This window comes from Clostridium sp. AF50-3, assembly GCF_003477445.1.
GTDB lineage: Bacteria > Bacillota > Clostridia > Lachnospirales > Lachnospiraceae > Otoolea > Otoolea fessa.
Genome location: NZ_QUDH01000009.1, coordinates 1 through 25,585 on the forward strand (window position 1 = coordinate 1; position 25,585 = coordinate 25,585).

A 25,585-nucleotide genomic window follows, 5' to 3' on the forward strand; every position below is an offset into this window, starting at 1 on the left:
ATAAACGCTGAAGGCATCTAAGCGTGAAGCCCCCCTCAAGATGAGATATCCCATACGCAAGTAGTAAGACCCCTTGAAGACGACGAGGTAGATAGGGCAGAGGTGGAAGCGTAGTAATACGTGAAGCTGACTGTTACTAATCGGTCGAGGGCTTAACCAAAAGGTTATGGTTAAGGATAGGTAAGAGGAAGTTATTTCCTGAAGGATGAAAGATAGAGAGTAGAAGAAATTCAGTGTGCAGTTTGAAGGTATATACCTTTTATTCCTCGATAGCTCAGTCGGTAGAGCACGCGGCTGTTAACCGCGCTGTCGTAGGTTCGAGTCCTACTCGGGGAGTTTTAATTTAATATCTGGCCCCATGGTCAAGCGGTTAAGACATCGCCCTTTCACGGCGGTAACACGAGTTCGAATCTCGTTGGGGTCATTTATGGCGACATAGCCAAGTGGTAAGGCGTGGGTCTGCAACACCCTGATCACCAGTTCAAATCTGGTTGTCGCCTCTGAGGAATCATCGAAAGATGGTTCCTTTTTTTGTTTTACAAGAATTTTCGGAATTTTAACTGTTTGATTAGCTGTGAAGTAAGATGGCGCTATCCGATTTTCACATCTTCTGCTATAATAGAATCATTCACGAAACGGCATTTTAAATAGCCGCGACAAAATCATTTTATAATATGGAGGAAGCGAAAATGGCAGAAAAATTACAGGAATACAGCCTGACCTGGGAAGTAACGGATGAGATGACGGCAAAGCGAATCGGAAGCGCAGGTTCCCAAATTTTGTCTACTCCGAATATGGTGGCCCTGATGGAGGCGGCAGCGCTGGAACTGGCGAAATCGTATCTGGAGGAAGGACAGACGACGGTCGGAGCGGAGATTCACTGCCGCCATCTGGCGCCGACGCCGGTGGGAATGAAGGTAACAGCGACTGCAAAACTCCGCAGCATTGAGCGCCGGAAAATGTGGTTTGATATTGAAGTAAACGATGAGAAGGGCAAATGCGGCGAAGGGTCCCATCTGCGGATCATGGTAAATTCAAAGGCGATGAGCGACAAGGCTGCGAGCAAGGCGGAATAAGGAGTATCAGGTTTAAGTATCATGCACGGAGATAAAGAAAAGTGACTGGTCACGTGTGTGTGCAGTAACATAGAAAGAGAGGCAGCGGTGCGGACAGAAACGATAGGGTGGATCATTGGCATTTTGATTGCGGCAGCGCTTGTCTGGTGGATTTACCGCAAAATTAAGAGGAAAATGCGGCAACTGGCGAGTACGCCGGAGGTACAGGTGCTTCGGTATGTGGCAAAGCATTTATCGGAAGGTGATTTGACGCAGCCAGACGCATCCAAACCGCGTTCGCTGGCGGGAATGGACCGGCTGTGCCTGCCGCAGATTGCAAAAGATTTCCCGGAGTTTAACTGGAGCGAGTGGAAGGCTCAGATCGAGACAGAATTGAGAAAAAAACTGGAAAAAGAGTATCAGAAGGTACATATCCACCGGACGGTCATCAGCCGCTATCAGAAGGAAAAAGGACTCTGCCGGATTTTGTGTGAGTCGGCGGTCGAGTATGAGAAAATGACTGAATATGAGAAAACGCCTGAGATGCAGTCAGAACTGCATTCGAATCTGATTCAGACAGTTTATGAGACGGAACTGGTGTATGTCTATGAGGATGCGAAAACAGCAGGGGCAGCGGTTTCGCTTATCTGTCCAAACTGCGGTGCACCGATTCAGAAGCTGGGGTTGAAAAAGTGTGAATATTGTGGTTCTGTGCTGGAAGTCCAGAATAAGAAGGCATGGAGACTGCTGGAGATGTGGGAAAAGTAAGCGGGTGAGATCACGGTAGAATCCGGTGATGGGGAGAGAATGCTCCCGGATAAATTGCAGAAGAGTTTTATATGGGGGCAGGAGCTTCCTGATGGCTGCCGCGAAAGCGGACAACCATGCAGGTAGTTTCCTGCCATTTGTCTGTGCCCGGAACGGAGGGAGCCTCCGGCGAAATGCCGACATCGACCTTTCCAGGTCAGACAGCTGTTTCAGTCTGAGACTTGTCGAACTGGCGGATGGAAGTTTCAAGATCCAGATGGGAATGCAGCATTTATTCAGTTTCAACTGGATGTAAATTCATAACCAGCTTTTCCGGATGCCGTCTAATCCACCGCAATGCAATCAGGCAGATGGCAACGGAGATGAGAGATCCGATCGGCGCGGCGAGTCCCATCGGATACAGTGTTTCTTGGAAATAGCGGCAGGCAAGCCATGCCAGCGGGATGCGCGCTACCACGATCGAGATGCAGTTGTGCAGGAACGACAGCCCGGACAGTCCGCAGGCGCAGAAGAAACCGCTGCAGCAGAAATGGATACCGGCGATCATGCAGTCCAGCACATAGCTCTTCATATACTGGGTTCCGAGCCGGACAACCTCTGCCTCATCAGTAAAGAGGGAGACGGCAGCACCGGCAGCAAATTGCATGGCAATTGCGATGATCAGCCCGAAAGAAAATGTGATGCAGATCGCGTTGCGCAGCGTCTGACGGGCACGCTCAGGTTTTCCAGCACCCAGGTTTTGAGCGGAGAGGGCGGAAACCGTGGAGAGAAGCGAGGATGGAACCAGAAACAGGATTCCGATCAGCTTTTCAACGATTCCGACCGCCGCCGCATCATTTAATCCGCGCTGGTTGGCAAACATGGTAATAACCAGAAAAGAAACCTGTATAAAGCCGTCCTGAACTGCAACTGGGATTCCGACCTGCAGGATGGAGGCTATGATAGTCTTATGTGGATGGAGGTCACGGAGACGAAAACCCGGAAACATCCGTTTTTTAATGATTACGACCAGAGCGATCAGGACACTGCTCATCTGTGACAGGGTCGTGCCGAGCGCCGCGCCGGACGGACCGAGCGAAAACACGCCCATTAAAAGGTAATCAAGCGCAATATTGATAATACAGGCGATTGCAACGAAATACATCGGACTTTTGGAGTCTCCCATGCCGCGGAAAATAGAGCTGATGATATTGTAGGCGGTGATGAACGGGATGCCGGCAAAGCAGATCATCAGATATGCCGCGGTGCCGTTTACCGCTTCCTCCGGGACAGACAGCAGCCTGATAATGCCGTGAACCGCCGTCAGCAGAAGTCCGGTCAGAAGAATGGACAGACCTGCAAATAAGGAAATCGTGTTACCGATGCCGCGCGCCGCAAGCTTCCGGTCACCCGCGCCGACCGCGCGTCCGATGAGAACCGTTGCGCCCATCGCCAGACCAACGATCATAACCGTCAGCATATGCATGACCTGACTGCCGACCGAGACCGCCGTCGTCCCATCCACGCCTCCAAACTGCCCGATAATAAACAGATCCGCCATGCCGTAGAGTGTCTGTAAAAAATAAGATAACAAATATGGCAAGGAGAAATAGATAACTGTTTTCAGCACACTGCCGGAGGTGAGATTCTTTTCCATGAATAAATCCTCGTCTTTCTGGTAAAAATAGATGACTCTGCCGTCGGCCGTCAGAAAGAAAACGCCGCAGAAATCATTTTCTGAGTATAGTTTATCAGAAATAACTATAATGTCTACAATAATTATAGAGTCAAGGGAAGAAAATCCTTGTTTTTAAGTAGGAAATTTGTGGTATAATATGAGCACTTAGCGAGGTGTTTTCGAGCTTAGTGCGAGTCATACCTAAATACTTAATGAAGCAGAGCCAAAGGCGATAGCTGAATTTAGTATTTATGGTATAATATGAGAAGGCAAATAAAACCCACTTTGATTTTACACAGGAGGTTTCATGAGTTTAGAGTTTAAAAAAATTGAAGTTAACAGTATCCAGGAGATGCTTCCGTTTTACGCGAGGCGCCACAATATGACGTGCGACAGCGTATTTCTGGAGAGCTATGTCTGGAAAGATTATTATAATGTCCGTTATGCAATCTGGGAAAATAAGGCGCTTTTATGGCTGATGGAGAATGAGGACGTTGTTTTTCCGCGATGCCGCTGTGCCGGGAGGAAGACCTGCCGGGGGCGTTTGCGGCGATTGAGGAGTATTTTAATGAAGAACTGGGATATCCGCTGGTTATCAATCTGGCGGATGAGTATGCAGTGAAATATTTAAATCTGCCGGAGGACAAATATCTGGTGGAAGAGCAGGTCGATTCGAGGGATTATCTCTACAACGGCGATGCGATGCGTTCCCTGGCGGGAAAGAAACTGCATAAGAAGAAAAACCGCGTCAACGCATTTAAGCGCGAATATGAGGGGCGCTATGAGTACCGCCGTCTGTGTTGTTCGGACAGCCACGATGTTTGGGTTTTTCTGGACCGCTGGAGACAGCAGAAGGGCGAGGAGGTCGAGGAACATCTCGATTATGAGGTAAAGGGCATTCACGATATTCTGAAAAACTGTTCAGAATTCAGCATCCACATGGGCGGCGTGTATATCGACGGTCAGATGGAGGCATTTACGATCGGAAGCTACAATCCGGTGGAACATATGGCGGTTATCCATATTGAGAAGGCAAACCCGGAGATCAACGGTCTGTACCAGTTTATCAACCAACAGTTCCTGATAGAGGAATTTCCTGAGGCTGAGTGGGTCAACCGCGAGGACGATATGGGCTTAGAGGGACTCCGGAAGGCGAAAATGACGTATTATCCGGCGGATTATGCACGCAAATATCTGGTAGAACAGCTGTTAAACGGCAGCAAGGGCTATCACTGGGCGGAGCAGATCGCCAATACGACGGCGGGAAGTGTGCTGACGTATCTGGATGCGGAGGATAAGGACGAGACGAAGCATCTCTGGCATATGTGTTTCCCGGAAGATTCGGAGAGTTTTATCGAGTATTATTATAAGGAAAAGACGAAGGATAACGAGATTCTGGTGAAAAAGGATAATGGACTTCTGATTTCGATGGTGCAGTACAATCCGTATGCGGTGAAGCTGCGTGGACGCCTCTGGAAGCTCGATTATCTGGTCGGAGTAGCAACCGAGGAGAGCCGCCGCCGCGAGGGACATTTCCGGGACGTATTTGTGAAAATGCTTCACGACGAGGAGGCAGCCGGAAAGCCGATCACGTATCTGGTTCCAGTCAACCCGGCTGTGTATGCGCCGATGGGATTTACCTTCATCGGAAATGTGGCATTCTATGAGCTGACCGAGGAGGCGAAACAGACGCTGACGCGCACGGTGTGCCAGGATACGCCGGAGGACTGCGGGCGGGCTGCTGTCTATATGGAACAGTGGCTGGGCGCACGGTATGAGATGTATACGCGCCGGGATGCGGCGTATGTGAGCCGTCTCATCAAGGAGCTGGCTTCTGAAAATGGCACGTTGGAATTCCTGGAACAGGACGGCAGACTGGTTGGCTGGATGCCTACTGGGGCTGGGAAGTCCGTGAACACCGGCTTTTGTATGCGGAGGACGCATACACGGTCAAGACGGGTGAGAAGCCGTGGAATATGGCGCGCCTGACGAATATCGGGGCGCTGCTGGCGGCATTTGGCTTAAAACAGGCAGAGCAGCAGGGAGAAGAAAAACGTATGCTCACACTGGGCATCCGTATGAATGATCCGATTCTGGAAATGAACAACGGTGAATTTGTCTGGACGATTGGGGAGACAGGTTCCAGCCTGAAGGCGCGGAAACCGGAGCCGGATACCTGCGGCTGCACGGAAAATGTTTCCATATGGCTGGAGACGAAGCCGGAAGAGCTGGTGAGCTGGCTGTTTGGCTGCCGGAAAGCGGAAGAAATCTGGGGCGGACAGCTTGAAAATAAGGGGCTGGCAGAGATTCTGGCACAGGTGGATACGGTGAACGGCGTGTATCTGGATGAGATCGTGTAGAGTGCGTGCTGTAATTGTATAGGATAGAGAATGTGCTGATTTCATGTAAACTAATAGCAACCGCTTTTATGTTTTCAGAAAAAGGAGAGGAGAGTGCGTCAGATGGGAGAGACAGACACATTAAAAAAATGGATTAATGAGTCAAATTATATTGTATTTTTTGGCGGGGCGGGTGTTTCGACCGAGAGCAATATCCCGGATTTTAGAAGCACGGACGGGCTGTACCATCAGGAGTATGACTATCCGCCGGAAACGATTTTAAGCCACAGCTTTTATATGAGAAAGCCAGAGGAATTTTACCGGTTTTACCGCAATAAGATGCTGTTCCCGAATGCAAAGCCGAACCGGGCGCATCTGGCGCTGGCGAAGCTGGAGCAGGAAGGAAAGCTGAAAGCGGTTATTACCCAGAATATCGACGGGCTGCACCAGGCAGCAGGCAGCAAAGAGGTGCTGGAGCTGCACGGATCGGTGCTCCGCAACCATTGTACGCGCTGCGGCAGGTTTTACGGATTGGATGATATTTTGAAGATGAAGGGCGTGCCGAAGTGCGGCTGCGGCGGCGTGATCAAGCCGGATGTCGTGCTGTATGAGGAAGGACTGGACAATGAGGTAATTGAGCGGTCAATTGCCCATATCCGCAAGGCAGATATGCTGATCATCGGCGGCACCTCGCTGGTGGTGTACCCGGCAGCGGGGCTGATTGATTATTATCATGGAAATAAACTGGTTCTGATCAATAAATCAGCGACCTCGCGCGATGGTCAGGCGGATCTGGTTATCAGCGACAGCATCGGGAAGGTGCTGGGGGACGCGGTCGGAGTATAAGGTAGTAACAGGGGAGAGAGGAAATGGTATACGAGGTTGGAGATATTGTAAAACTCAAAAAGCCGCACCCGTGCGGCAGCCATGAGTGGGAGATCCTGCGGGTCGGCGCGGATTTCCGTTTGAAATGTGCCGGCTGCGGGCATCAGGTGATGATGGCACGACCATTGGTAGAAAAGAGTACCAGAGGACTGAAAAAAGCGGGAGAGAAGTCCGAATAAGAGCGGCGGGTGGGCGTACAGATGCAGGCAGCTTCATGATCTGGCAGTCAGTAAAAGAATGCAGTAAGAAGGGGCAGAAAGCCCGGAAAAAACGAGAAAATTTACATAGAAAATCTCGAAAAAGTGCTTGCCAAGCCGTTCCTTTTTTGGTATCATAGATATTCGGTAATATATAACACAAAAATCCTTACTCCCTGCTGGAGTCAGGGGGTCAGTGACCACAAGGAGGTAAGAAAGAGCATGAACAAATATGAATTAGCAGTTGTTCTTAGCGCAAAACTCGAGGACGAAGAGAGAGCCGCAGCGATGGAGAAAGTAACAGGTTACATCACACGTTTCGGCGGTACAGTAACTGACATTGATGAATGGGGCAAGAAGAGACTTGCTTACGAGATTCAGAAAATGAAAGAAGGATTCTACTACTTCGTACATTTCGAGTCTGATTCCGTATGCCCGAATGAGGTGGAGAACCACATCCGCATCATGGAGCCGGTTATCAGATACTTATGCGTAAGACAGGATGCGTAAGAGTAGATAAAGAAAGAGTGATCGTATGAATAAAGTAATTCTGATGGGCAGATTAACGAGAGATCCGGAAGTGAGATACTCTCAGGGCGAGAGAGCTATGGCAATCGCCAGATACACGCTGGCAGTAGACCGCAGAGGCCGCAGAGGCGGAAACGGAGACGACAGCGCACAGACAGCGGATTTCATTCCGTGTGTTGCATTTGACAGAGCAGGCGAATTCGCTGAGAAGTATTTTCATCAGGGAACCAAGCTCGTAGTAACCGGAAGAATTCAGACTGGCAGCTATACCAATCGTGACGGCCAGAAAGTATATACGACAGAAGTGATTGTAGAGGATCAGGAATTTGCAGAGAGCAAGAATGCGGCATCTGGCAACAGCGACGGCGGTTACCGTCCGGCAGAGCGCCCGGCTCCGTCCAGCGCAATCGGCGATGGATTCATGAATATTCCTGATGGAGTAGAAGACGAAGGCCTTCCGTTCAACTAGGTTCGGGAATCGGTCCCCCGGCGGACGGAGTGCGCGAGAGCGCCATCAGGCTGATGTGTGTGAAGGAGGAAAGACCAATGGCATTCAATAAAGGCGATAAAACAGACGCTTCCAAGATCAGAAGAGGCGGTATGCGTAGAAGAAAAAAAGTTTGTGTATTCTGCGGCGAGAAGAACGGCGAAATCGATTACAAAGATACAAATAAATTAAAGAGATACGTATCCGAGAGAGGAAAAATCCTTCCGAGACGTATCACTGGCAACTGTGCTAAACATCAGAGAGCTCTGACTGTAGCTATCAAGAGAGCAAGACATCTGTCCCTGATGCCGTATGTTTGCGAGTAATCCTTGTAAAATAAGGTTTTTTTAAGGGTAAAAGAAGATTTTTACTCAAATTTCACTCAATTATTGAGGATAAAAATGATTGGGATTCCATGTGAGAGATCATGTGGGATCCCTTTTTGTATAATAGGAAATTCCATGGAATTCCCTATTACACAAAAAGACAAATTTCAAAAATAAGTGCTTTACAAAGACGCTTTAGTATGCTAATATGGTAGCATATTAAAAAGCGAGACGGAAACCGGCAAAGGGAGAACGGCTTCCACTGTCTGAAAATGAGGAGGACACTAATTATGAAAAAGAGATTTGTGAGCGCAGCGCTGGCTGCAGTAATGGCACTTTCCATGACCGCATGTGGCAGCAGCAACAGCGCAGCAGAGACAACCGCAGCAGACACAGAGGCGGCTGAGAGCCAGGCAGAGGAAACCACCGCAGAAGAGGCGAAGACAACCGACGGCGGCACTCTGATTGTTGGCTTCGATCAGGATTTCCCGCCGATGGGATTTGTAGGCGATGACGGCGAGTACACCGGATTTGACCTGGAGCTGGCACAGGAAGTTGCAAAACGTCTGGGTCTGGAATATAAGGCACAGCCGATTGCCTGGGATTCTAAAGATATGGAGCTTGAGTCCGGCAATATCGACTGCATCTGGAATGGATTTACGATGACGGGTCGTGAGGATGATTACACCTGGACTGAGCCGTACATGGCAAACCAGCAGGTATTTGTCGTAGCCAATGATTCGGATATCAACAGCCAGGCGGATCTGGCAGGCAAGATCGTAGAGGTTCAGGCAGATTCTTCCGCAGAGGCAGCTTTAAAAGAGGCACCGGAACTGACCGCTACTTTCAAGGAGCTTCTGACAACCGCTGATTACAACACCGCATTCATGGATCTGGAGCAGGGCGCCGTTGATGCCATTGCGATGGACGTAATCGTAGCTGGCTATCAGATTCAGCAGAGAAACGCTGATTTCAAGATTCTGGACGATTCCCTTTCTGAGGAAGAATACGGCGTAGGCTTCAAGAAGGGCAACACCGAGTTAAGAGATAAAGTTCAGAGCACTCTGGAAGAGATGGCAGAGGATGGAACCTTACAGGAAGTTTCTGAGAAATGGTTTAGCAAGGACGTAACTACCGTCGGCAAATAGTAATTAATCGTTGATTGTAAAAACGAAACATTATTAAATAATAGGAATAGGGACGGCTGTGAATGATTTCATGGCAGTCCCCATTCGCGGTTTATGTGTTTAACTGTGAAGTCACAGCACATTCCGTTACCGGGCACGTATGCGTGAACAGTAACGAATCTACATTTTAGAAAGCAGGTATGGAATAATTATGGGTAAGATGACACTCCAGCAGATGATTACACAGCTTGCGGGTGGTATGGCAGTCAGCACACAGATTTTTGTGATCACACTGCTATTTTCACTTCCGTTAGGACTCGTGATCGCGTTCGGGCGTATGTCGAAGAACAAGCTGATCCAGACGATTGTAAAAGTATATATTTCGATTATGCGAGGCACGCCGCTGATGCTGCAGCTCATGGTGGTGTATTTTGGACCGTATTATCTGTTCCGCATCAAAGTCGGCAGCAGTTACCGTCTGTGGGCTACCTTCATCGGTTTTGTCATTAACTATGCGGCATATTTTGCCGAGATTTACCGCAGCGGCATCCAGTCGATGCCGGTCGGACAGTATGAGGCAGCGGAGATTCTGGGTTATGGAAAGGCACAGACCTTCTTCAAGATCATCCTGCCGCAGGTAATCAAGCGGATTCTTCCGTCGGTGACGAATGAGGTCATCACGCTGGTAAAAGATACGTCTTTGGCGTTTACGTTGAGCGTGGCGGAGATGTTCTCAATCGCCAAGGCGCTGGCGGCATCCCAGACGAATATGATGCCGTTTGTGGCAGCAGCCGTCTTTTACTATATTTTCAATCTGGTTGTGGCGGTTGCAATGGAATGGATTGAGAAAAAGCTGGATTATTACCGATAGAAGCGGGAGGAATGTGGAAAATGAACCTGTTAGAATTAAATCATGTGGAAAAATCATTCGGCGATCTGTCGGTTTTAAAGGATATTTCACTGAGTGTGAGCGAGGGCGAGATCGTGTCCATCATCGGACCGTCCGGCTCGGGTAAATCGACGCTTCTGCGCTGCGCGACGATGCTGGAGACGATGGACCACGGCGAGATCGTATATTTAGGAAAGAGAGCAGCCTGGACGGGCGCGGATGGCAAGGTCAGCTATGCGGATAAGAAGGACATGAAGGAGATCCGCAGCCAGTACGGTCTGGTGTTCCAGAATTTTAACCTGTTTCCGCACTATTCTGTGCTGAAAAATATCACAGACGCGCCGATCCATGTGCAGAAGCGCGACAAGGAGACGGTTTATAAAGAGGCGCGCGAGCTTCTGAAAAAAATGGGGCTGGAGGATAAGGAGGACTATTATCCGTACCAGCTCTCCGGCGGTCAGTGCCAGCGTGTGGCGATCGCCCGTGCATTGGCACTGAATCCGAAGATTCTGTTTTTCGACGAGCCGACCTCCGCACTGGATCCGGAGCTGACGGGAGAAGTATTGAAGGTTATTAAGTCGTTAGCGGATCTGCACATCGCGATGGTGATTGTTACCCATGAGATGGCGTTTGCGAAAGATATTTCCCACCGCGTGATCTTCATGGCAGACGGACTCATCGTCGAGGAGGGCGCGCCGGAGAAGGTGTTTGCTTCGGATAATGAGAGAACGAAGAGCTTTTTGGGACGGTATGGGAAGATTCTGTAAGAAATAATTAGGAAAATGGAAGATGGGCGTTGCTGGTTTTGGAGTGGAAAGTCGGCGACGCCCGTTTTTTATGGGGAAGCATATAAGTGTTATTTGCAATTTTACAGTAAATGTGATACGCTTTTACCAAGTATTCCGATTTGCGAGGCAGTAGATACCTTTCAAAAAGGAATGGAACAGAAATAATCGAGTGTTCCGGCGATGCTGGAAGTGGTGAAAAGCGATGCTGACGTTTGAGACGGGTCTTGAAGGAAAGGGGAGCGGTTCATGGAGATTCGTATACCCTTTTTGAGATGGATGGAGTCCGCGTCTACGCGGGCTCTTTTTGATCCATTTGCTTTATAGAAAGGCGGGTCTGGAAAAGTGGTGCCTGTGGATGGAAGATTTTGCAGGACAGGATCGCAGCATGGTTTTTAGCAGAGATATTTGAAATGGTATCTGTTGTAGAGAAAAATTTGGACAGATAAACAGGAAGATATGAGGGAAAAACATGGAGACAGAATCAAGAGTTGCCGTGATTGGTATTGTGGTCGATCAGACGGGAAATACGGAAGAGTTGAATAAGGTGCTGCACCAGTACGGGCAGTATATCGTAGGGCGGATGGGGATTCCTTACCACAAACGGAACGTGAATATTATCAGCGTCGTGATTGACGCGCCGGGTGATGTGATCAGTGCGCTGTCCGGGAAGTTGGGGATGCTGCGGGGGATTTCTTCGAAGGCGCTGTATTCGAAGGCACCGGAAGCACAGGAATGAAAACGAGGTGGCGGAATGGCAGATTTTACACGCGCGGGGCTTCGACCGTTTGACTGGTGGCGGGAGGCGGTCCGTCCAGGCGCTGAACAGATAGAAACGATTACAGAATTAAAGAGATTGATTGACCGTCTGGAAGCGGGGGAGTCCCTGACGGAGGATGAGTGGGTCAGTCTGATCGAGGGACGTTCACCGGAGCTGGCGGACTACCTCTTTGAAAAAGCGCGCTGCATCCGGGAAAGAGAGTACGGAAAAGCGGTGTATGTGCGGGGACTCATTGAGTGCAGCAATTATTGCAAAAACGACTGTCTTTATTGCGGCATCCGAAGGAGCAACCGAAATGCAAGCCGGTACCGCCTGAGTCGGGAGGAGATTCTTTCCTGCTGTGAGAATGGTTATCAGCTGGGATTCCGCACCTTTGTTTTGCAGGGCGGTGAGGATCCGGCGATGACGGATGACTGGGTGATGGAGATGGTGCAGGCGATCCGGGCAGGATTTCCAGATTGTGCGATTACTTTGTCGCTCGGAGAAAAGAAGTATGATACGTTGAAACGCTGGAAAGAGGCAGGGGCGGACCGGTATCTGCTGCGCCATGAGACGGCGGACGCGTGCCATTACGCGAGCCTGCATCCGGCAGAGATGTCATTTGAACACCGGATGCAGTGCCTGCGTGATTTAAAGGCGCTTGGTTATCAGACCGGATGCGGTTTTATGGTCGGTTCGCCGCACCAGACGACGCACTGTCTGGCGAGAGATATGCGTTTTATCGAAGAACTGGATCCGGAAATGGTGGGAATCGGTCCGTTTATTCCGCAGCACGACACTCCGTTTGGCGGGGAGGCAGCAGGAACGTTGGAAGAGACACTGTTTCTTTTAGGGCTGCTTCGCCTGCTGAAGCCGAAAGTGCTGCTTCCGGCGACGACGGCGCTCGGAACGATTCACCCGATGGGGCGCGAACTGGGAATTCTGGCAGGCGGAAACGTCGTGATGCCGAACCTGTCTCCGGTCGGGGTGCGCGCCAAATATATGCTTTATGACAATAAAATCTGCACGGGAGACGAGGCGGCGGAGTGCGTCAGCTGCATGAAGCGGCGCATGGAAAGCATCGGGTACGAGGTAGTCGTCGACCGGGGAGATTATAAGGGGTAAAAGCCTGCAATTTGGTTTGTTGGCATCGAAAGATGCTTACAGATAAATAAACTGACGGGGAAGGACGCGATTGGCGGCTGGTTATGCGGGCATTTTTGAAATTGAAAATGCCGGAGGAAAACATGATAGCTATCATCCTGACCTGTAAGAGAAGGAGAAGAGACTATGAGTTACAATTACAACCCATCATCCAAAAAGGCAGAGGAATTTATCAACCATGAGGAAATTTTAGAGACTCTTTCCTATGCCGAGAAGAACAAAAACAACGTGGAACTGATCGATCGGATTCTGGCGAAGGCGCGGCTTCGAAAAGGGCTGAGCACCGTGAGGCGGCAGTGCTTCTTGACTGTGAGATTCCGGAAAAGGTGGAGGAGATCTTTGAACTGGCACGTCAGATCAAGCAGGATTTCTACGGAAACCGGATCGTCATGTTTGCACCGTTGTATCTGTCGAATTACTGCGTGAATGGCTGCGTGTACTGTCCATACCACATGAAAAACAAGCACATTGCCAGAAAGAAGCTGACGCAGGAGGAAATCCGGCAGGAGGTAATTGCGCTTCAGGATATGGGACATAAACGTCTGGCGCTGGAGACGGGCGAGGATCCGGTTAACAGCCCGATCGAATATGTGCTGGACAGTATCAGGACAATTTACAGCATCAAGCATAAAAACGGGGCGATCCGCCGAGTCAATGTCAATATTGCGGCGACGACGGTGGAGAATTACCGGAAACTGAAAGAGGCGGGAATCGGAACATATATCCTGTTCCAGGAGACGTACCACAAGGAGAGCTATGAGCGCCTGCATCCGACGGGACCAAAGCACAATTACTGTTATCACACGGAGGCGATGGACCGCGCGATGGAGGGCGGCATCGATGATGTGGGAATCGGCGTTTTATTTGGTCTGGAGTTGTACCGGTATGAATTTGCAGGACTTTTGATGCACGCGGAACATCTGGAGGAAGTTTTTGGCGTTGGTCCGCACACCATCAGCGTGCCGCGCATCCGCCGGGCGGACGATATCGACCCATCGACCTTTGACAACGGCATCAGCGACGATATTTTTGAGAAGATCGTAGCCTGCATCCGGGTGGCAGTTCCGTACACGGGCATGATTATTTCAACGAGAGAGAGCAAAGCCTGTCGGGAGCGGGTGCTGCGGCTGGGCGTATCGCAGATCAGTGGCGGTTCCCGCACCAGTGTCGGCGGATATGCAGAGGAAGAGCCGGAGGAGGAAAATTCGGCGCAGTTCGATGTGAGCGACAACCGGACACTCGACCAGGTGGTCCGCTGGCTGATGGAATTAGGCTATATTCCAAGCTTCTGTACGGCGTGCTACCGGGAAGGACGGACGGGCGACCGCTTTATGAGCCTTTGCAAGAGCGGGCAGATTCAGAACTGTTGTCATCCGAATGCGCTGATGACGCTCAAGGAGTATCTGGAAGATTATGCGGCACCGGGGACGAAAGAGATTGGAGAGAAGCTGATTCAGGCGGAGATCGGTTCGATTCCGAAAGAAAAAGTGCAGGAGATTGTGCGGAAAAATCTGGTTGAAATTGAAAAGGGGCAGCGGGATTTCAGGTTTTAGCTAAATCAGGAGGATCAAAATGGGAATGAATGAGACGCCGTCTGGCGAGCGGGTACATATCGCGTTTTTTGGACGGAGAAATGCGGGAAAATCGAGTCTGGTCAATGCGGTGACCGGGCAGGAGCTGGCGATCGTGTCGGACATCCGGGGAACGACGACCGATCCGGTCTATAAATCGATGGAGCTTTTGCCGCTCGGTCCGGTGGTTATCATCGACACGCTGGAATCGACGATGAGGGCGAGCTGGGCTTAAAGAGAGTTGGCAAGACTCGTCAAGTCTTAAATAAGGCGGATCTGGCAGTCCTGGTGGTGGATGCGGTGGAAGGAATCAGCAGCTGGGAAGAAGAGATGATCCGGCTGTTTGAGAAGAAGGAAATCCCGTATCTGGTGGTTTACAATAAGATGGATTTGCTGACGGGAAAATCGGAACAGGAACCGGTTGTGGAACATAGCGCCTATGTGAGTGCTCGGACGAGAGAAGGAATCCAGCAGTTAAAAGAGCAAATGGCACGTCTTACGTCACAGGAGACGGATGAAAAACGGCTGGCTGCGGATCTAGTAAAACCGTTTGATACGGTAATTCTGGTTGTTCCGATTGACAAGGCGGCGCCGAAGGGGCGGCTGATTCTGCCGCAGCAGCAGGTCATCCGGGATCTGCTGGACATCGGTGCGATGCCGTTTGTCTGCCGGGAAAGTGAACTTTCGGAGACGTTTGCAAAATTGAAAGAAGCTCCGGCATTGGTAATCACGGACAGCCAGGTATTTCCGCTGGTAGACCGGCTGACGCCGCCGCAGGTGCGTCTGACTTCCTTTTCCATTTTGTTTGCGCGGTATAAGGGGGATCTGAAACAGGCGGCAGAGGGCGCAAAAGCGCTGGAAATGATACAGGACGGAGATCCGATCCTTATTTCCGAGGGCTGTACGCATCATCGCCAGTGCGGTGACATCGGCACGGAGAAGCTGCCGGCCTGGATCCGTCAGTACACGGGAAAAGCGCCGGAGTTTCATTTTACATCGGGGACGGAATTTCCAGAGGATGTGTCCGGCTATAAGCTGATCGTTCATTGCGGCGGCTGTATGCTGAATGCGCGGGAGATGAAGAGCCGTCTTCGCAGCGCTGTCGATCAGGAGATCCCGATGACCAATTATGGGATTTTGATTGCCTATATGAAGGGAATTTTGAAACGGAGCATGGGGCACTGGAGCCGATCAGGTAGGAAATTTGGGCGGAGAAATGAACGGAAAGAGCGTAAATAATTAGAAACTTAGAAATAAAGGCGGATAAAGCTGCTGGACGATGGAAATGCCTGTCGGACAGCAGCTTTTTTCATAGGAAATTGCGACCTATGAAAAAACGCTCCGCGAGGATGCGCACTCGCGTGAAGCAGTTTTTTGATTTCGCAGATGTCAGAATGTAAACTATATCAATCTAACATGTTGACATTTAAAAATCAACGGTTTATAATAGCGAAAGTTAGCTAAATGAGAAAAATAGGATATTTTTTAAGTTGGACCGAAGGATAACCAAAAAAAGTGTTTTGATTTTGATAAGGAGTAGAAGATATGAGTTTACAACTGGCAGAAGAGATTATAAAGGGACGCCGTCTGAAACGGGGCGAGGATTTAAGCTTTTTATTGAGTGAGGATCTGGATGAGCTCTGTGCGGGGGCTGATAAAATCCGAAAGGAGCTCTGCGGCAACCATGTGGATCTGTGTTCTATCATTAATGGACGAAGCGGACGCTGCGGCGAGGACTGCAAGTTTTGCGCGCAGTCAGCCTGTCATCATGCGAAGGTGGAAGAATATCCATTTCTGGAGCCAGAGGAGATTCTGGAGGACTGCAAGCGTCATGAGGCGAAGAAGGTACATCGTTACTCCATCGTGACGGCGGGACGTGCGCTGACGGGAGCGGAGATGGAGAAGGCGCTTCGGGCATACCGCGCTATGAAGAAGGAATGTAAGGTAGAGCTCTGCGCCTCCCACGGACTTCTGTCACAGGAAGATTTCAACCGCCTGAAAGAGGCGGGCGTGGGACGGTATCATGCTAATATTGAGACTTCCCGGAGAAATTTCCCGAATATCTGTACCACACATACATTTGAGGACAAGCTGGAGGTCATCCGGCGTGCGCAGGCGGCAGGACTTTCCGTTTGTTCCGGCGGTATCATCGGCATGGGAGAAACCTGGGAAGACCGGATCGACATGGCAATCACGCTGAGCGAGCTTGGAATCAAGTCAATTCCGCTCAATATCCTGCGTCCGATTCCGGGCACGCCGCTGGAACATCAGGCAGCGCTTTCGGAGGATGAGATCCTGCGGACGATTGCTATTTTCCGCTATATCAATCCGACTGCGATGGTCCGTTTGGCAGCAGGACGAAATTCAATGGAACATTCCGGCGAACGGGCATTCCGCTCCGGCGCGAATGCAGCCATCACCGGAGATATGCTGACAACCTCCGGAAACCGCATCAGCGAGGACCAGGAGATGCTGGCGGCGATGGGTTTCACATTATAAAAAAGGAGCATTCATATCATGAGTAAAATACTTTCTGCAGAAGCGGAGCACAGACCTTACTTTACAACTAAACGGATGGCGCTGATTGGCGTGATGACGGCGGTAACCTGTATTCTGGGACCGCTCTCGATTCCGCTTCCATTCAGCCCGGTTCCGATTTCCTTTACAAATCTTGCTATTTATCTGGCGGCATATGTGCTGGGAATGAAAGCTTGCACGATCAGTTACCTGATTTATATGCTGCTTGGCATGGTGGGCATTCCGGTATTTTCCGGATTTACGGCAGGAGTCGGTAAACTGGCAGGACCGACCGGCGGCTATCTCGTCGGATTTATCCTGATGGCGCTGATTGTTGGATTTTTCGTAGATCATTTTCCGGGCAAAGTAGCCCTGCATATCGTAGGCATGGTATTGGGACTGGCAATTTGCTATATTTTCGGAACGGTATGGCTGGCAGGTCAGCTTAACATGACCTTTGTAGCCGGACTGGGTGTGGGCGTTATCCCGTATCTGCCGGGCGATGCAGTCAAAATCATTTTCACAGCTTTGATCGGACCGAAGCTGCGCCGGGAAATTTACCGGTTAGGAGACTAAAAAGCGTTTGGCTGTAAAAACGACAGTTTAGATAAAATGATAATTTAAAATGAAGGCCAGATGGGTGAAAGTGGAATACATAAAACGCTTTCACCCATCTTTTTTGTGAATGAAACGAAGAAGTTAGTTGAAATTTTATAGAAAGTAAGAAGAAAAGAGAAAAATAAAAGCAAAAGAAAACAGAAATAATTACATATATGGAATAAGATGCAGAAAAATAAGAAGGATATGCGACTAAACTTGAACAATTTTGAGGCATATGTTATACTAAAGACAGAAAAAGAGGGAGTCCCCGGAGGAACAGGGAGGAGGCAGTTGTATGGAGAAAAAGATTATCACTATCAGTCGTGAATATGGAAGCGGAGGTCGTCAGATTGGTCTGACAGCCGCTAAAAAACTGGGAATGGAATTTTATGATAAGGAATTGATCGATGCTGCTGCGAAGGAGATCGGTTTTCCAGCGGAAATTATTGCGGATCGTGAGCAGCGCTTGACAAATAGCCTGCTTTACAATTTCGCGATGGGAACTTTGTATGGACTTTCCTATCCGAAGGAGCCGAAGCTCAGTGAACTGCCATTGACAGAGCAGATCTATGTGGCGCAGAAGAAGGCGATCGAGGAGGCGGCAAAGCGCGGAAGCTGCGTATTCATCGGCAGATGTGCTGATTATATTCTGAAAAGCCGTCCGGATGTACTGCGTGTCTTTGTTTATGCGGATCGTGATATCCGGCTTCGCCGCGCGATTGATGAGTACGGGGATCTGGAAGAGCATATTGATGAATTTATGCACCAGACCGACAAACGCCGCCGGATCTACTATGAAAACTATACGAATCAGCGCTGGGGCGACAGAGAAAACTATGATCTGATGCTGAACAGTGGAGATTTGGGAATTGAGAGGTGCGTGGAGTTGATTTGCCAGGCGGTGAAGTAAAAGAAGAGTGGCATTTATAGTTTCATGCAGTCGATATGAGGATATCTAAGATAACAAATGCAAAGAAGATGATTGAAATTTTTTGTAGTTATGTTATCTATATATAAAGGATCTCACCGATAGACGGTTGGACCCTTAAATGATAAGTTAAAAATAACCGCTCAAGTTTGCAGGACCGGGGCGGTTATTTTTGTGTCTTATTACTAGCTCGACCAACTTTATAGCCGAGACTAAAGCATATAAAGCATTTTGTAAAAGATATACGAGCGCAGGTTACTGGGCACGTATGCGTGCACAATAACTAGCACGGCGGCTCTGGTTTGTCAATGGGGGATTGTCTGGACGAATCCCCCTCACTATGCTATAATAAGGGGCATCAAGTCATTTTGGTTGCTTTATCGTTACTGCTCATGGCAGGTATTTTGAAAACCGGCACATGGACAGCAACATTGTATGCACGGGAGAATGAGATGAAAGAAAATATGAAAATACGAGGTCAGCTGCGGACGTATCTGCAGTGGCCGATCATACTGTCGGTATTCCTGTTGGCGGCGAACCTGGCAGTTGGGATTGTGAGCCCGGCTGCCGGTCTTGTGATGTCCGGATTTACGGTTATATATGTGCTGGTGGCACTCTGGCTGTTCATATACCGGAGAAAACGTCTGATGGGCGGACTGGTGGAGTTTTCGGCGGAGTATGCGTGGGTGCAGAAACAGCTCCTCTATGAGATGGCGGTGCCGTATGCCATCGCGGACACAGAGGGACATTTCCTCTGGTTGAACCACTCCTTTTCGGAGATCGTCGGGGAAGATAAAAACTGCCGTAAGAATATCGCGGCGGTCTTTCCGGAACTGACGCGGGAATTTTTGGATGAGATGGACGAAAAAACGAGCGTTCATTCTTCATTTGACGGCAGATTTTACCGGATCGATATCCAGCAGGTGGCGCTGAGCGAGACGGAAGGTATGAAGCTTGGCGCGGTGGACGAGGACAGCGGCGAGATGCTTTTAGTGCTGTATCTCTGCGATGAGACGGAGATTCTGCGCTGCAAGCAGCAGATCAACAATCAGCGTCTGGTGGCGGGACTTATCTATCTCGACAACTACGACGAGGCGCTGGAGAGTGTCGAGGAGGTACGCCGTTCCCTGCTGGTTGCCCTGATTGACCGGAAAATTACGAAGTATTTCATGGCGATGGAAGGTATCGTCAAGAAGCTGGAAAATGACAAGTATCTGTTTGTGATCAAGCAGCAGTACACGAAAGAGATTCAGGAGAGCCGCTTTTCGATCCTGGAGGATGTCAAGACGGTTAATATCGGAAATGATATGGCTGTCACGCTGAGTATCGGTATGGGTATGAATGGCGACAGCTACATCCGCAACTATGAGTATGCGAGAACGGCGATTGATATGGCGCTGGGACGCGGCGGCGATCAGGCGGTTGTCAAGGATGGCACGAAGATCCGCTATTACGGCGGCAAATCGCAGCAGCTGGAAAAAACGACCCGTGTCAAGGCGCGTGTCAAAGCGCATGCGATGCGCGAGCTGATGGATACGAAGGATAAGATGCTGATCATGGGACACAAGATCGGCGATACGGATTCCTTTGGCGCGGCGATTGGTATCTGGCGGATTGCGACCTCTTTTAATAAAAAGGCGCGGATCGTCATCAATGGGGTCAATTCTTCCGTGAAACCGATGATGGCGCGGTTTGAAAACAGCTCTGATTACCCGGAGGATCTGTTCTTAACCGGCGAGGAAGCGGCAGAGTGGGCGGATTCCAACACGATGTTAGTTGTGGTTGATGTCAACCGCCCGAGTATCACGGAGGCACCGGAATTGCTCAAGCAGATCAAAACGATCGTGGTGCTTGACCATCACCGCCAGAGCAGCGAGATCATTGATAATGCAGTGTTATCTTATGTCGAGCCGTATGCATCTTCGGCGTGTGAGATGGTAGCCGAGGTATTGCAGTACATCGGCGACGACGGCATCAAGATCAAGCCGGCGGAGGCGGATGCGATGTACGCCGGTATCGTGATTGACACAAACAATTTCATGAACCAGGCAGGTGTCCGCACCTTCGAGGCGGCGGCGTTCCTGCGTAGAAACGGCGCGGATGTCGTGCGTGTGAGAAAGCTGTTCCGCGACCGGCTGGAGGACTACCGGGCGAGAGCTGAGGCGATCCAGAAAGCAGAGATTTATCACGGCGCATTTGCGATTTCCGTGTGTCCGTCCGAAGGACTTGAAAGTCCTACCGTGGTTGGCGCACAGGCGGCAAATGAGCTGCTGGATATTGTAGGCATCAAGGCGTCATTTATCCTGACGCAGATGGGCGACACGATCTATTTCAGCGCGCGTTCGATCGATGAGATCAACGTGCAGATTATCATGGAGCGCTTGGGCGGCGGCGGACACCGCACGATTGCGGGTGCACAGCTTAAGGGTGCGACGATCGATGAAGCCAGAGAGAAATTAAAAGATCTCATTACGGATATGATGGAGAAAGGAGAAATATAACGATGGAAGTTGTATTATTAGAGGATGTAAAGGCACTTGGCAAAAAAGGTCAGATTGTAAAGGTAAGCGACGGCTATGGACGCAACTTTATTCTGACAAAGAAACTGGGAATCGAGGCAACACCGAAGAACTTAAATGATCTGAAGCTGCAGAAGGCAAATGAGGCGAAGATCGCGGCAGAGCACCTGGCAGCAGCGAAGGATCTGGCAAAACATCTGGAGGATAAGTCCATCACCCTGTCCATCAAGGCAGGCGAGGGCGGAAAAGCATTCGGCTCTGTTTCTTCCAAGGAGATTGCAAAGGCGATCAAAGATCAGTTAAATCTGGATATTGACAAGAAGAAACTGGTTCTGCCGGAGCCGATTAAGACCTTTGGCACACACGAAGTTCCGATCAAGCTTCACAAAGAAGTAACCGGAAAACTGGCAGTAAAGGTTGTAGAAGCTTAATATGGAGGACTGAATCATGGAGGAAGCCCTGATAAAGCGGGTTCTCCCGCACAGTGTAGAGGCGGAACAGTCAGTCATCGGATCCATGCTTATGGATCGGGAAGCAATTATCGCGGCGTCTGAGATTATCACAGGCGCCGATTTTTACCAGCACCAGTACGGCGTCATGTTTGAGTCGATGGTCGAGCTTTTCAATGAAGGAAAGCCGGTCGATCTGGTGACGCTTCAAAATCGGCTGCGCGAAAAAGATGTTCCGCCGGAGGTCAGCAGCCTGGACTTTGTCCGAGATATCATGACATCTGTGCCGACCTCGGTCAATGTCAAATCGTATGCCAATATCGTGCGGGAAAAGGCAGTCCTGCGCCGTTTGATAAAAGTGAATGAGGAGATTGAAAATCTCTGTTACGGCGGAAGGGACAAGCTGGAGGATATTCTGGCGCACACGGAGAAATCGGTGTTTGACCTGCTCCAGAGCCGCGGAGGCGGAGAGTTTGTGCCGATCCGCCAGGTGGCGTTGAATGTTCTGGAAAAGATTGAGGCGGCGTCGAAGAGCAACAGCACCGTCACGGGTATTCCGACCGGATTTATCGATCTGGATTACCGGACGTCGGGATTCCAGCCGTCCGATTTTATTTTGATTGCGGCGCGTCCTTCGATGGGTAAGACGGCGTTTGTTCTGAATGTCGTCGAGCATGTGGCGGTCAAAAAAGGGCTTCCGTGCATGGTATTCAGCCTGGAAATGTCGAAGGAACAGCTGGTCAACCGTATGCTGTCGATGGAGTCGAATGTCGATTCCCAGAAGCTGCGTACCGGTACGCTGACGGATTCCGACTGGGATGCCGTTGTGGAAGGCATCGGCACGATCGGAAGTTCCAAGCTGATCATCGATGATACGCCGGGTATCTCGATCTCGGAGCTGCGCTCGAAATGCCGCAAGGTGAAGCTGGAGTACGGTTTAAGCCTTGTCATTATCGACTATTTACAGCTGATGAGCGGCAGCGGAAAGAGCGGAGAGAACCGCCAGCAGGAGATCTCGGAGATTTCCCGTTCACTAAAGGCGCTGGCGCGAGAGCTGAATGCGCCGGTTATCTCCCTGTCGCAGCTTTCCCGTGCCTGCGAGACACGTCCGGACCACCGCCCGATGCTTTCGGATCTGCGTGAGTCTGGTGCGATTGAGCAGGATGCCGATGTGGTTATGTTTTTGTACCGTGATGATTATTATAACAAGGATACGGATACGCCGAATATCGCGGAGGTAATCATTGCCAAACAGCGTAATGGTCCGATTGGAACGGTGCAGCTGATGTGGAGACCGGAGCTGACGAAGTTTGCGAATTTGGCGAAATAACGATAGAATCGTGTAAGGGACGGGACCGGATAAATATATGATTGATAAAAGATTATTATGTAAAAAGGAATATGAGAAATGTTTGAATTGATAAAAGAATCGGATCTGGACACCGTCCGCCATTTTTACCGCGCCTTAGCTGGAACCGAGTTCTGCGCGTGGACGGACATCTATCCAGGGGAGCCGGAGCTACAGTCGGATTTTTCTAGGGATTCGCTTTTTTGTATCCGGGATGATGTGTCGGGGGAGATCGCGGGGCTGGTTTCGATCGATGATGATCCGGAGGTGGAATCGATTCCGTGCTGGTCGGAGGAGCTGCAGCCGTCGGCAGAAATTTCCAGACTGGGTGTGGCGGAGAAGTACCAGAACCGAGGCATCGCACGCGAGCTTCTGGCAGGCGCGATGGAGGAACTTAGAAGACGCGGCTGCAAGAGTGCCCATATGCTGGTGGCGAAGGACAATGTGAAAGCGCTGCGGTCGTACGAGAAGCTGGTCTTTGAGAAGGTCGGTGAGTATGTGCTGCAGGGGCATGATTACTGGTGCTTTGAGAAGAAGCTGTAGAATGGAGAGGGGAAATTTAATCCCCTCTTTTTATTTATGTCATTCATTCGCCTTCTACCGTCAGCGAGATGGCATTTAGCTACGATATGGTAATCGTTCCGATCGATGGAGAAGGAGTTCCGGAACTTGTTTTTTATGTAAATGCTATTCATATTTAGTTTGAACCCCGCATATAGTAGTAGTAAGGTACCGGGGAGGACAAGCAGAATGAATAAGAACAAGCATTACCTGATTTCGGATGCTTCCAGACAGGTGCAGGTGGAGGCTCACGTGCTCCGGTACTGGGAGGACGAGCTGGGGATTCCGATTCCGAGAAATGAACTGGGGCATCGGTACTATACGGAGTTTCATATCCAGCTGTTCCGTCAGATCAAGCAGTTGAAGGAACAGGGGTACCAGTTGAAAGCCATACGGGGAATCCTCGGAAAAGTGGAAGAAAATCAGAAAACAGAACCGGAAGCGCTTTTGGAAGCGCAGGCACAGGCGGTTTTCCGGGAAACGGGAACAGGAGAGCGTAACATGAGCAGGCAGGAAAATATGGAAATGAAAAAAAATACAGAGGTAGAAAACAAGGAAACAGAACTGCCGCAGGCAGAGGTTTCCCAGCCTCTGGCGGGGGAGAAAATGCGCCAGTTTCAGGAGATCATGAACCAGGTCATCGGGCGCGCGATCGAGGAAAACAGTGAAAAACTGAGCCAGGACGTCAGCTATCTGGTGCATGATAAATTGATGAAGGAGCTGGAATACCTGATGCGGGTCTCTGATGAGCGGGAGGAAGAGCGCTTCAAGCGCCTCGACGAGGTCATCCGCGCGTATCAGCGGGAAAACCAGGGGCGAGCGGAAGCAGCAGCGGCTGCGCCAGGGCGGTTTCCATTTTTCCGGTCCCGTGTAAAGAAAAAGAAATTTGGACGGAATGGGAATAAGATGTGATAAGTTCTGCAAAAGGGCATAAAAAAACCTGTCGGAAACGACAGGCTTTTTTATGTAGATATTTCGTTTTTGTTTGTGTTTAATTAGCCCTGCTCGATAGCGCCGGTCGGACATACGCCTGCACATGTACCGCAGTCGATGCAGCTGTTAGCGTCGATATCGTATTTGCCATCTCCCTGAGAGATTGCTCCAACTGGACATTCGCCAGCACAGGAACCACAACTTACACAAGAATCAGTAATTACAAATGCCATGATAAAATCCTCCTTTTATATTTATGCGTTTGGCTATATTCTATACTAAAAATGCGAAATATTCAAGGAGAAATTGATGGTTTTCATGTTCTAAAATAAAAGCAATGGAAAAAACCGATTTTTCTGGAAGTCAGTATTCCTACAGGGTCGAGAGCGTTGAGAGCGCGTGCTCCCGGACGATCGTCTCATAATGCTCCTCATAGTATGCCTCAAATGCATTCGGGGCAGCGGCAGTCTTTAATGGTTCGCTGTACTCGGACAGGAGATTGCACAGGCGGTTGAATGCGTCGGTGCTGTCGGCTGTCTGGCGGACAACAAGGTAGTAACGACCATCGGACGGGTGTTTATAAAGCGTGTTCGGTGTTTCGCAGACTGGAGCTGCGATGCGCGCTGCCCGGCAGACCTCATCGAGGGAGCCGAAAGTAAAAATACGCGCTGCCGGCAGTTTGGAACCTGGCTCTGCATTTTCAGTGGAAGGCGCGTCCGAACCGGTCAGCGGGCTTGCGGCGGTATTTTTGCCATTGTCAGTAAATAGGCTTAAAAGCCCGTCCGCGCCCTCTAAAAGCTCGTTGGCAAGTGCTGTCAGAGGCTCGTCCTCGTTTCCCGGGGAAAAGCGTGAAAAGCGGGTGTCCAGCTCTTCCGGGTCCTCGATCTTGGTAATGATCAGCATGATGCTCTCACTGGAGAGCGGAATTGCTTCCACCATCAGAGGAATATCGTCCGCCTCGAAGCCGACTTCATTCGATGCCTTCTGGATCATTTCATGGAACAGTTTTTTCGCCTTTTCCGTGCCATAGGCGAGTTCGCCCAGATTTAAGTTGCGGGCGCTCAGATCGCTGCTTGTCAGGGTGCAGCGGATCTGGTTTTCGTTGATGCGTTCTATTTTCATGGATTTTCACTTCCTTGTCTTTTGGGTGGTTAAGATACCGAATGCTTCGTGCTTCGCACTTCCGCAATTT

At 50.0% G+C, this 25,585-nt stretch carries 26 protein-coding genes, 3 tRNA genes, 1 rRNA gene and 2 pseudogenes; 29 read left to right on the forward strand and 3 right to left on the reverse strand.

Annotated elements, in window-relative coordinates:
• From DW085_RS10855 to DW085_RS10885, 7 genes are all read left to right on the forward strand, one after another.
• Positions 1 to 160: ribosomal RNA gene (locus tag DW085_RS10855) — 23S ribosomal RNA — on the forward strand; the annotation flags it as partial.
• A 103-nt stretch (positions 161 to 263) separates the two neighbouring features.
• Positions 264 to 336 (forward strand) — tRNA-Asn (locus tag DW085_RS10860).
• Positions 337 to 352: 16 nt separating this feature from the next.
• Positions 353 to 424, forward strand: a tRNA-Glu gene (locus DW085_RS10865).
• A 5-nt stretch (positions 425 to 429) separates the two neighbouring features.
• Positions 430 to 500, forward strand: a tRNA-Cys gene (locus DW085_RS10870).
• A 189-nt stretch (positions 501 to 689) separates the two neighbouring features.
• Positions 690 to 1,076, forward strand: coding sequence for a thioesterase family protein (locus DW085_RS10875; protein WP_022358901.1), 387 nt, complete (start codon positions 690 to 692; stop codon positions 1,074 to 1,076).
• A gap of 87 nt (positions 1,077 to 1,163) precedes the next feature.
• Positions 1,164 to 1,823: a hypothetical protein gene (locus tag DW085_RS10880; RefSeq protein ID WP_118492748.1), complete on the forward strand. Its 660-nt coding sequence runs from the start codon at positions 1,164 to 1,166 to the stop codon at positions 1,821 to 1,823.
• 91 nt (positions 1,824 to 1,914) lie between these two features.
• Positions 1,915 to 2,118, forward strand: coding sequence for a hypothetical protein (locus tag DW085_RS10885; protein WP_118492750.1), 204 nt, complete (start codon positions 1,915 to 1,917; stop codon positions 2,116 to 2,118).
• Here the strand turns inward: DW085_RS10885 and DW085_RS10890 are convergent.
• Positions 2,095 to 3,459 (reverse strand): MATE family efflux transporter, encoded by a 1,365-nt coding sequence (locus DW085_RS10890; RefSeq protein ID WP_118492752.1) that lies wholly within the window; start codon positions 3,457 to 3,459, stop codon positions 2,095 to 2,097. The two genes, DW085_RS10885 and DW085_RS10890, sit on opposite strands and share 24 nt — an antisense overlap.
• Before the next feature lie 528 nt (positions 3,460 to 3,987).
• Here DW085_RS10890 and DW085_RS20595 point away from each other — a divergent pair.
• The 22 genes and pseudogenes from DW085_RS20595 to DW085_RS11000 all read left to right on the forward strand — a co-directional run bounded on the left by DW085_RS20595 (position 3,988) and on the right by DW085_RS11000 (position 24,372).
• Entirely contained in the window at positions 3,988 to 5,469 is a 1,482-nt protein-coding gene (locus tag DW085_RS20595; RefSeq protein WP_347475069.1) for a GNAT family N-acetyltransferase, read from the forward strand.
• Positions 5,457 to 5,840: a hypothetical protein gene (locus DW085_RS10900; protein WP_118492754.1), complete on the forward strand. Its 384-nt coding sequence runs from the start codon at positions 5,457 to 5,459 to the stop codon at positions 5,838 to 5,840. The genes DW085_RS20595 and DW085_RS10900 overlap by 13 nt, the downstream gene beginning before the upstream one ends.
• 102 nt (positions 5,841 to 5,942) lie before the next feature.
• The gene (locus DW085_RS10905) at positions 5,943 to 6,665 is read left to right on the forward strand and encodes an NAD-dependent protein deacylase (protein ID WP_117796749.1); all 723 of its coding nucleotides are present in this window, start codon (positions 5,943 to 5,945) and stop codon (positions 6,663 to 6,665) included.
• A 23-nt stretch (positions 6,666 to 6,688) separates the two neighbouring features.
• The gene (locus tag DW085_RS10910; RefSeq protein WP_022358896.1) at positions 6,689 to 6,883 is read left to right on the forward strand and encodes a DUF951 domain-containing protein; all 195 of its coding nucleotides are present in this window, start codon (positions 6,689 to 6,691) and stop codon (positions 6,881 to 6,883) included.
• Between the two features lie 240 nt (positions 6,884 to 7,123).
• Positions 7,124 to 7,411 (forward strand): 30S ribosomal protein S6, encoded by a 288-nt coding sequence (gene rpsF, locus DW085_RS10915; RefSeq protein ID WP_107001800.1) that lies wholly within the window; start codon positions 7,124 to 7,126, stop codon positions 7,409 to 7,411.
• A 25-nt stretch (positions 7,412 to 7,436) separates the two neighbouring features.
• Complete coding sequence (locus DW085_RS10920) at positions 7,437 to 7,898, forward strand: single-stranded DNA-binding protein (protein WP_022358894.1); 462 nt, start codon at positions 7,437 to 7,439, stop codon at positions 7,896 to 7,898.
• A 77-nt stretch (positions 7,899 to 7,975) separates the two neighbouring features.
• Positions 7,976 to 8,242 carry a 30S ribosomal protein S18 gene (rpsR, locus tag DW085_RS10925; protein WP_022358893.1) on the forward strand — a complete coding sequence of 89 codons (267 nt, stop codon included), beginning with the start codon at positions 7,976 to 7,978 and terminating at the stop codon, positions 8,240 to 8,242.
• Between the two features lie 290 nt (positions 8,243 to 8,532).
• Positions 8,533 to 9,390 carry an amino acid ABC transporter substrate-binding protein gene (locus DW085_RS10930; protein WP_118293963.1) on the forward strand — a complete coding sequence of 286 codons (858 nt, stop codon included), beginning with the start codon at positions 8,533 to 8,535 and terminating at the stop codon, positions 9,388 to 9,390.
• A gap of 199 nt (positions 9,391 to 9,589) precedes the next feature.
• Positions 9,590 to 10,240, forward strand: a complete 651-nt coding sequence (locus DW085_RS10935) for an amino acid ABC transporter permease (protein WP_333489850.1) — start codon at positions 9,590 to 9,592, stop codon at positions 10,238 to 10,240.
• 20 nt (positions 10,241 to 10,260) lie between these two features.
• The gene (locus DW085_RS10940; RefSeq protein WP_022358890.1) at positions 10,261 to 11,025 is read left to right on the forward strand and encodes an amino acid ABC transporter ATP-binding protein; all 765 of its coding nucleotides are present in this window, start codon (positions 10,261 to 10,263) and stop codon (positions 11,023 to 11,025) included.
• Between the two features lie 490 nt (positions 11,026 to 11,515).
• Positions 11,516 to 11,782 carry a TM1266 family iron-only hydrogenase system putative regulator gene (locus DW085_RS10945; protein ID WP_118472508.1) on the forward strand — a complete coding sequence of 89 codons (267 nt, stop codon included), beginning with the start codon at positions 11,516 to 11,518 and terminating at the stop codon, positions 11,780 to 11,782.
• 90 nt (positions 11,783 to 11,872) lie between these two features.
• Positions 11,873 to 12,928, forward strand: a complete 1,056-nt coding sequence (gene hydE / locus DW085_RS10950) for a [FeFe] hydrogenase H-cluster radical SAM maturase HydE (RefSeq protein WP_233430296.1) — start codon at positions 11,873 to 11,875, stop codon at positions 12,926 to 12,928.
• Between the two features lie 165 nt (positions 12,929 to 13,093).
• Positions 13,094 to 14,520 (forward strand): annotated as a pseudogene (gene hydG / locus DW085_RS10955) ([FeFe] hydrogenase H-cluster radical SAM maturase HydG).
• A gap of 19 nt (positions 14,521 to 14,539) precedes the next feature.
• Positions 14,540 to 15,777, forward strand: a pseudogene (gene hydF, locus DW085_RS10960) ([FeFe] hydrogenase H-cluster maturation GTPase HydF).
• A gap of 306 nt (positions 15,778 to 16,083) precedes the next feature.
• Entirely contained in the window at positions 16,084 to 17,037 is a 954-nt protein-coding gene (bioB, locus tag DW085_RS10965; RefSeq protein WP_118492758.1) for a biotin synthase BioB, read from the forward strand.
• A gap of 18 nt (positions 17,038 to 17,055) precedes the next feature.
• Positions 17,056 to 17,631 (forward strand): biotin transporter BioY, encoded by a 576-nt coding sequence (locus tag DW085_RS10970; protein WP_107001806.1) that lies wholly within the window; start codon positions 17,056 to 17,058, stop codon positions 17,629 to 17,631.
• Between the two features lie 319 nt (positions 17,632 to 17,950).
• Positions 17,951 to 18,565: a cytidylate kinase-like family protein gene (locus tag DW085_RS10975; RefSeq protein ID WP_117796743.1), complete on the forward strand. Its 615-nt coding sequence runs from the start codon at positions 17,951 to 17,953 to the stop codon at positions 18,563 to 18,565.
• A 470-nt stretch (positions 18,566 to 19,035) separates the two neighbouring features.
• Positions 19,036 to 21,084, forward strand: a complete 2,049-nt coding sequence (locus DW085_RS10980) for a DHH family phosphoesterase (protein WP_118469339.1) — start codon at positions 19,036 to 19,038, stop codon at positions 21,082 to 21,084.
• A gap of 2 nt (positions 21,085 to 21,086) precedes the next feature.
• Entirely contained in the window at positions 21,087 to 21,533 is a 447-nt protein-coding gene (gene rplI, locus DW085_RS10985; protein WP_022358874.1) for a 50S ribosomal protein L9, read from the forward strand.
• A 16-nt stretch (positions 21,534 to 21,549) separates the two neighbouring features.
• Positions 21,550 to 22,881, forward strand: a complete 1,332-nt coding sequence (gene dnaB / locus DW085_RS10990; RefSeq protein ID WP_118492760.1) for a replicative DNA helicase — start codon at positions 21,550 to 21,552, stop codon at positions 22,879 to 22,881.
• 78 nt (positions 22,882 to 22,959) lie between these two features.
• Positions 22,960 to 23,442 carry a GNAT family N-acetyltransferase gene (locus tag DW085_RS10995; RefSeq protein ID WP_118492762.1) on the forward strand — a complete coding sequence of 161 codons (483 nt, stop codon included), beginning with the start codon at positions 22,960 to 22,962 and terminating at the stop codon, positions 23,440 to 23,442.
• Between the two features lie 207 nt (positions 23,443 to 23,649).
• Complete coding sequence (locus DW085_RS11000) at positions 23,650 to 24,372, forward strand: helix-turn-helix domain-containing protein (protein ID WP_118492764.1); 723 nt, start codon at positions 23,650 to 23,652, stop codon at positions 24,370 to 24,372.
• 83 nt (positions 24,373 to 24,455) lie between these two features.
• Here DW085_RS11000 and DW085_RS11005 read toward each other — a convergent pair whose 3' ends face one another.
• Together DW085_RS11005 and DW085_RS11010 are read right to left on the reverse strand one after the other, a co-directional pair.
• On the reverse strand, positions 24,456 to 24,626 hold the full coding sequence (locus tag DW085_RS11005) for a 4Fe-4S binding protein (RefSeq protein ID WP_107001811.1): 171 nt from the start codon (positions 24,624 to 24,626) through the stop codon (positions 24,456 to 24,458).
• 139 nt (positions 24,627 to 24,765) lie between these two features.
• The gene (locus DW085_RS11010; RefSeq protein WP_107001812.1) at positions 24,766 to 25,515 is read right to left on the reverse strand and encodes an adaptor protein MecA; all 750 of its coding nucleotides are present in this window, start codon (positions 25,513 to 25,515) and stop codon (positions 24,766 to 24,768) included.
• Positions 25,516 to 25,585 lie beyond the last annotated feature (70 nt).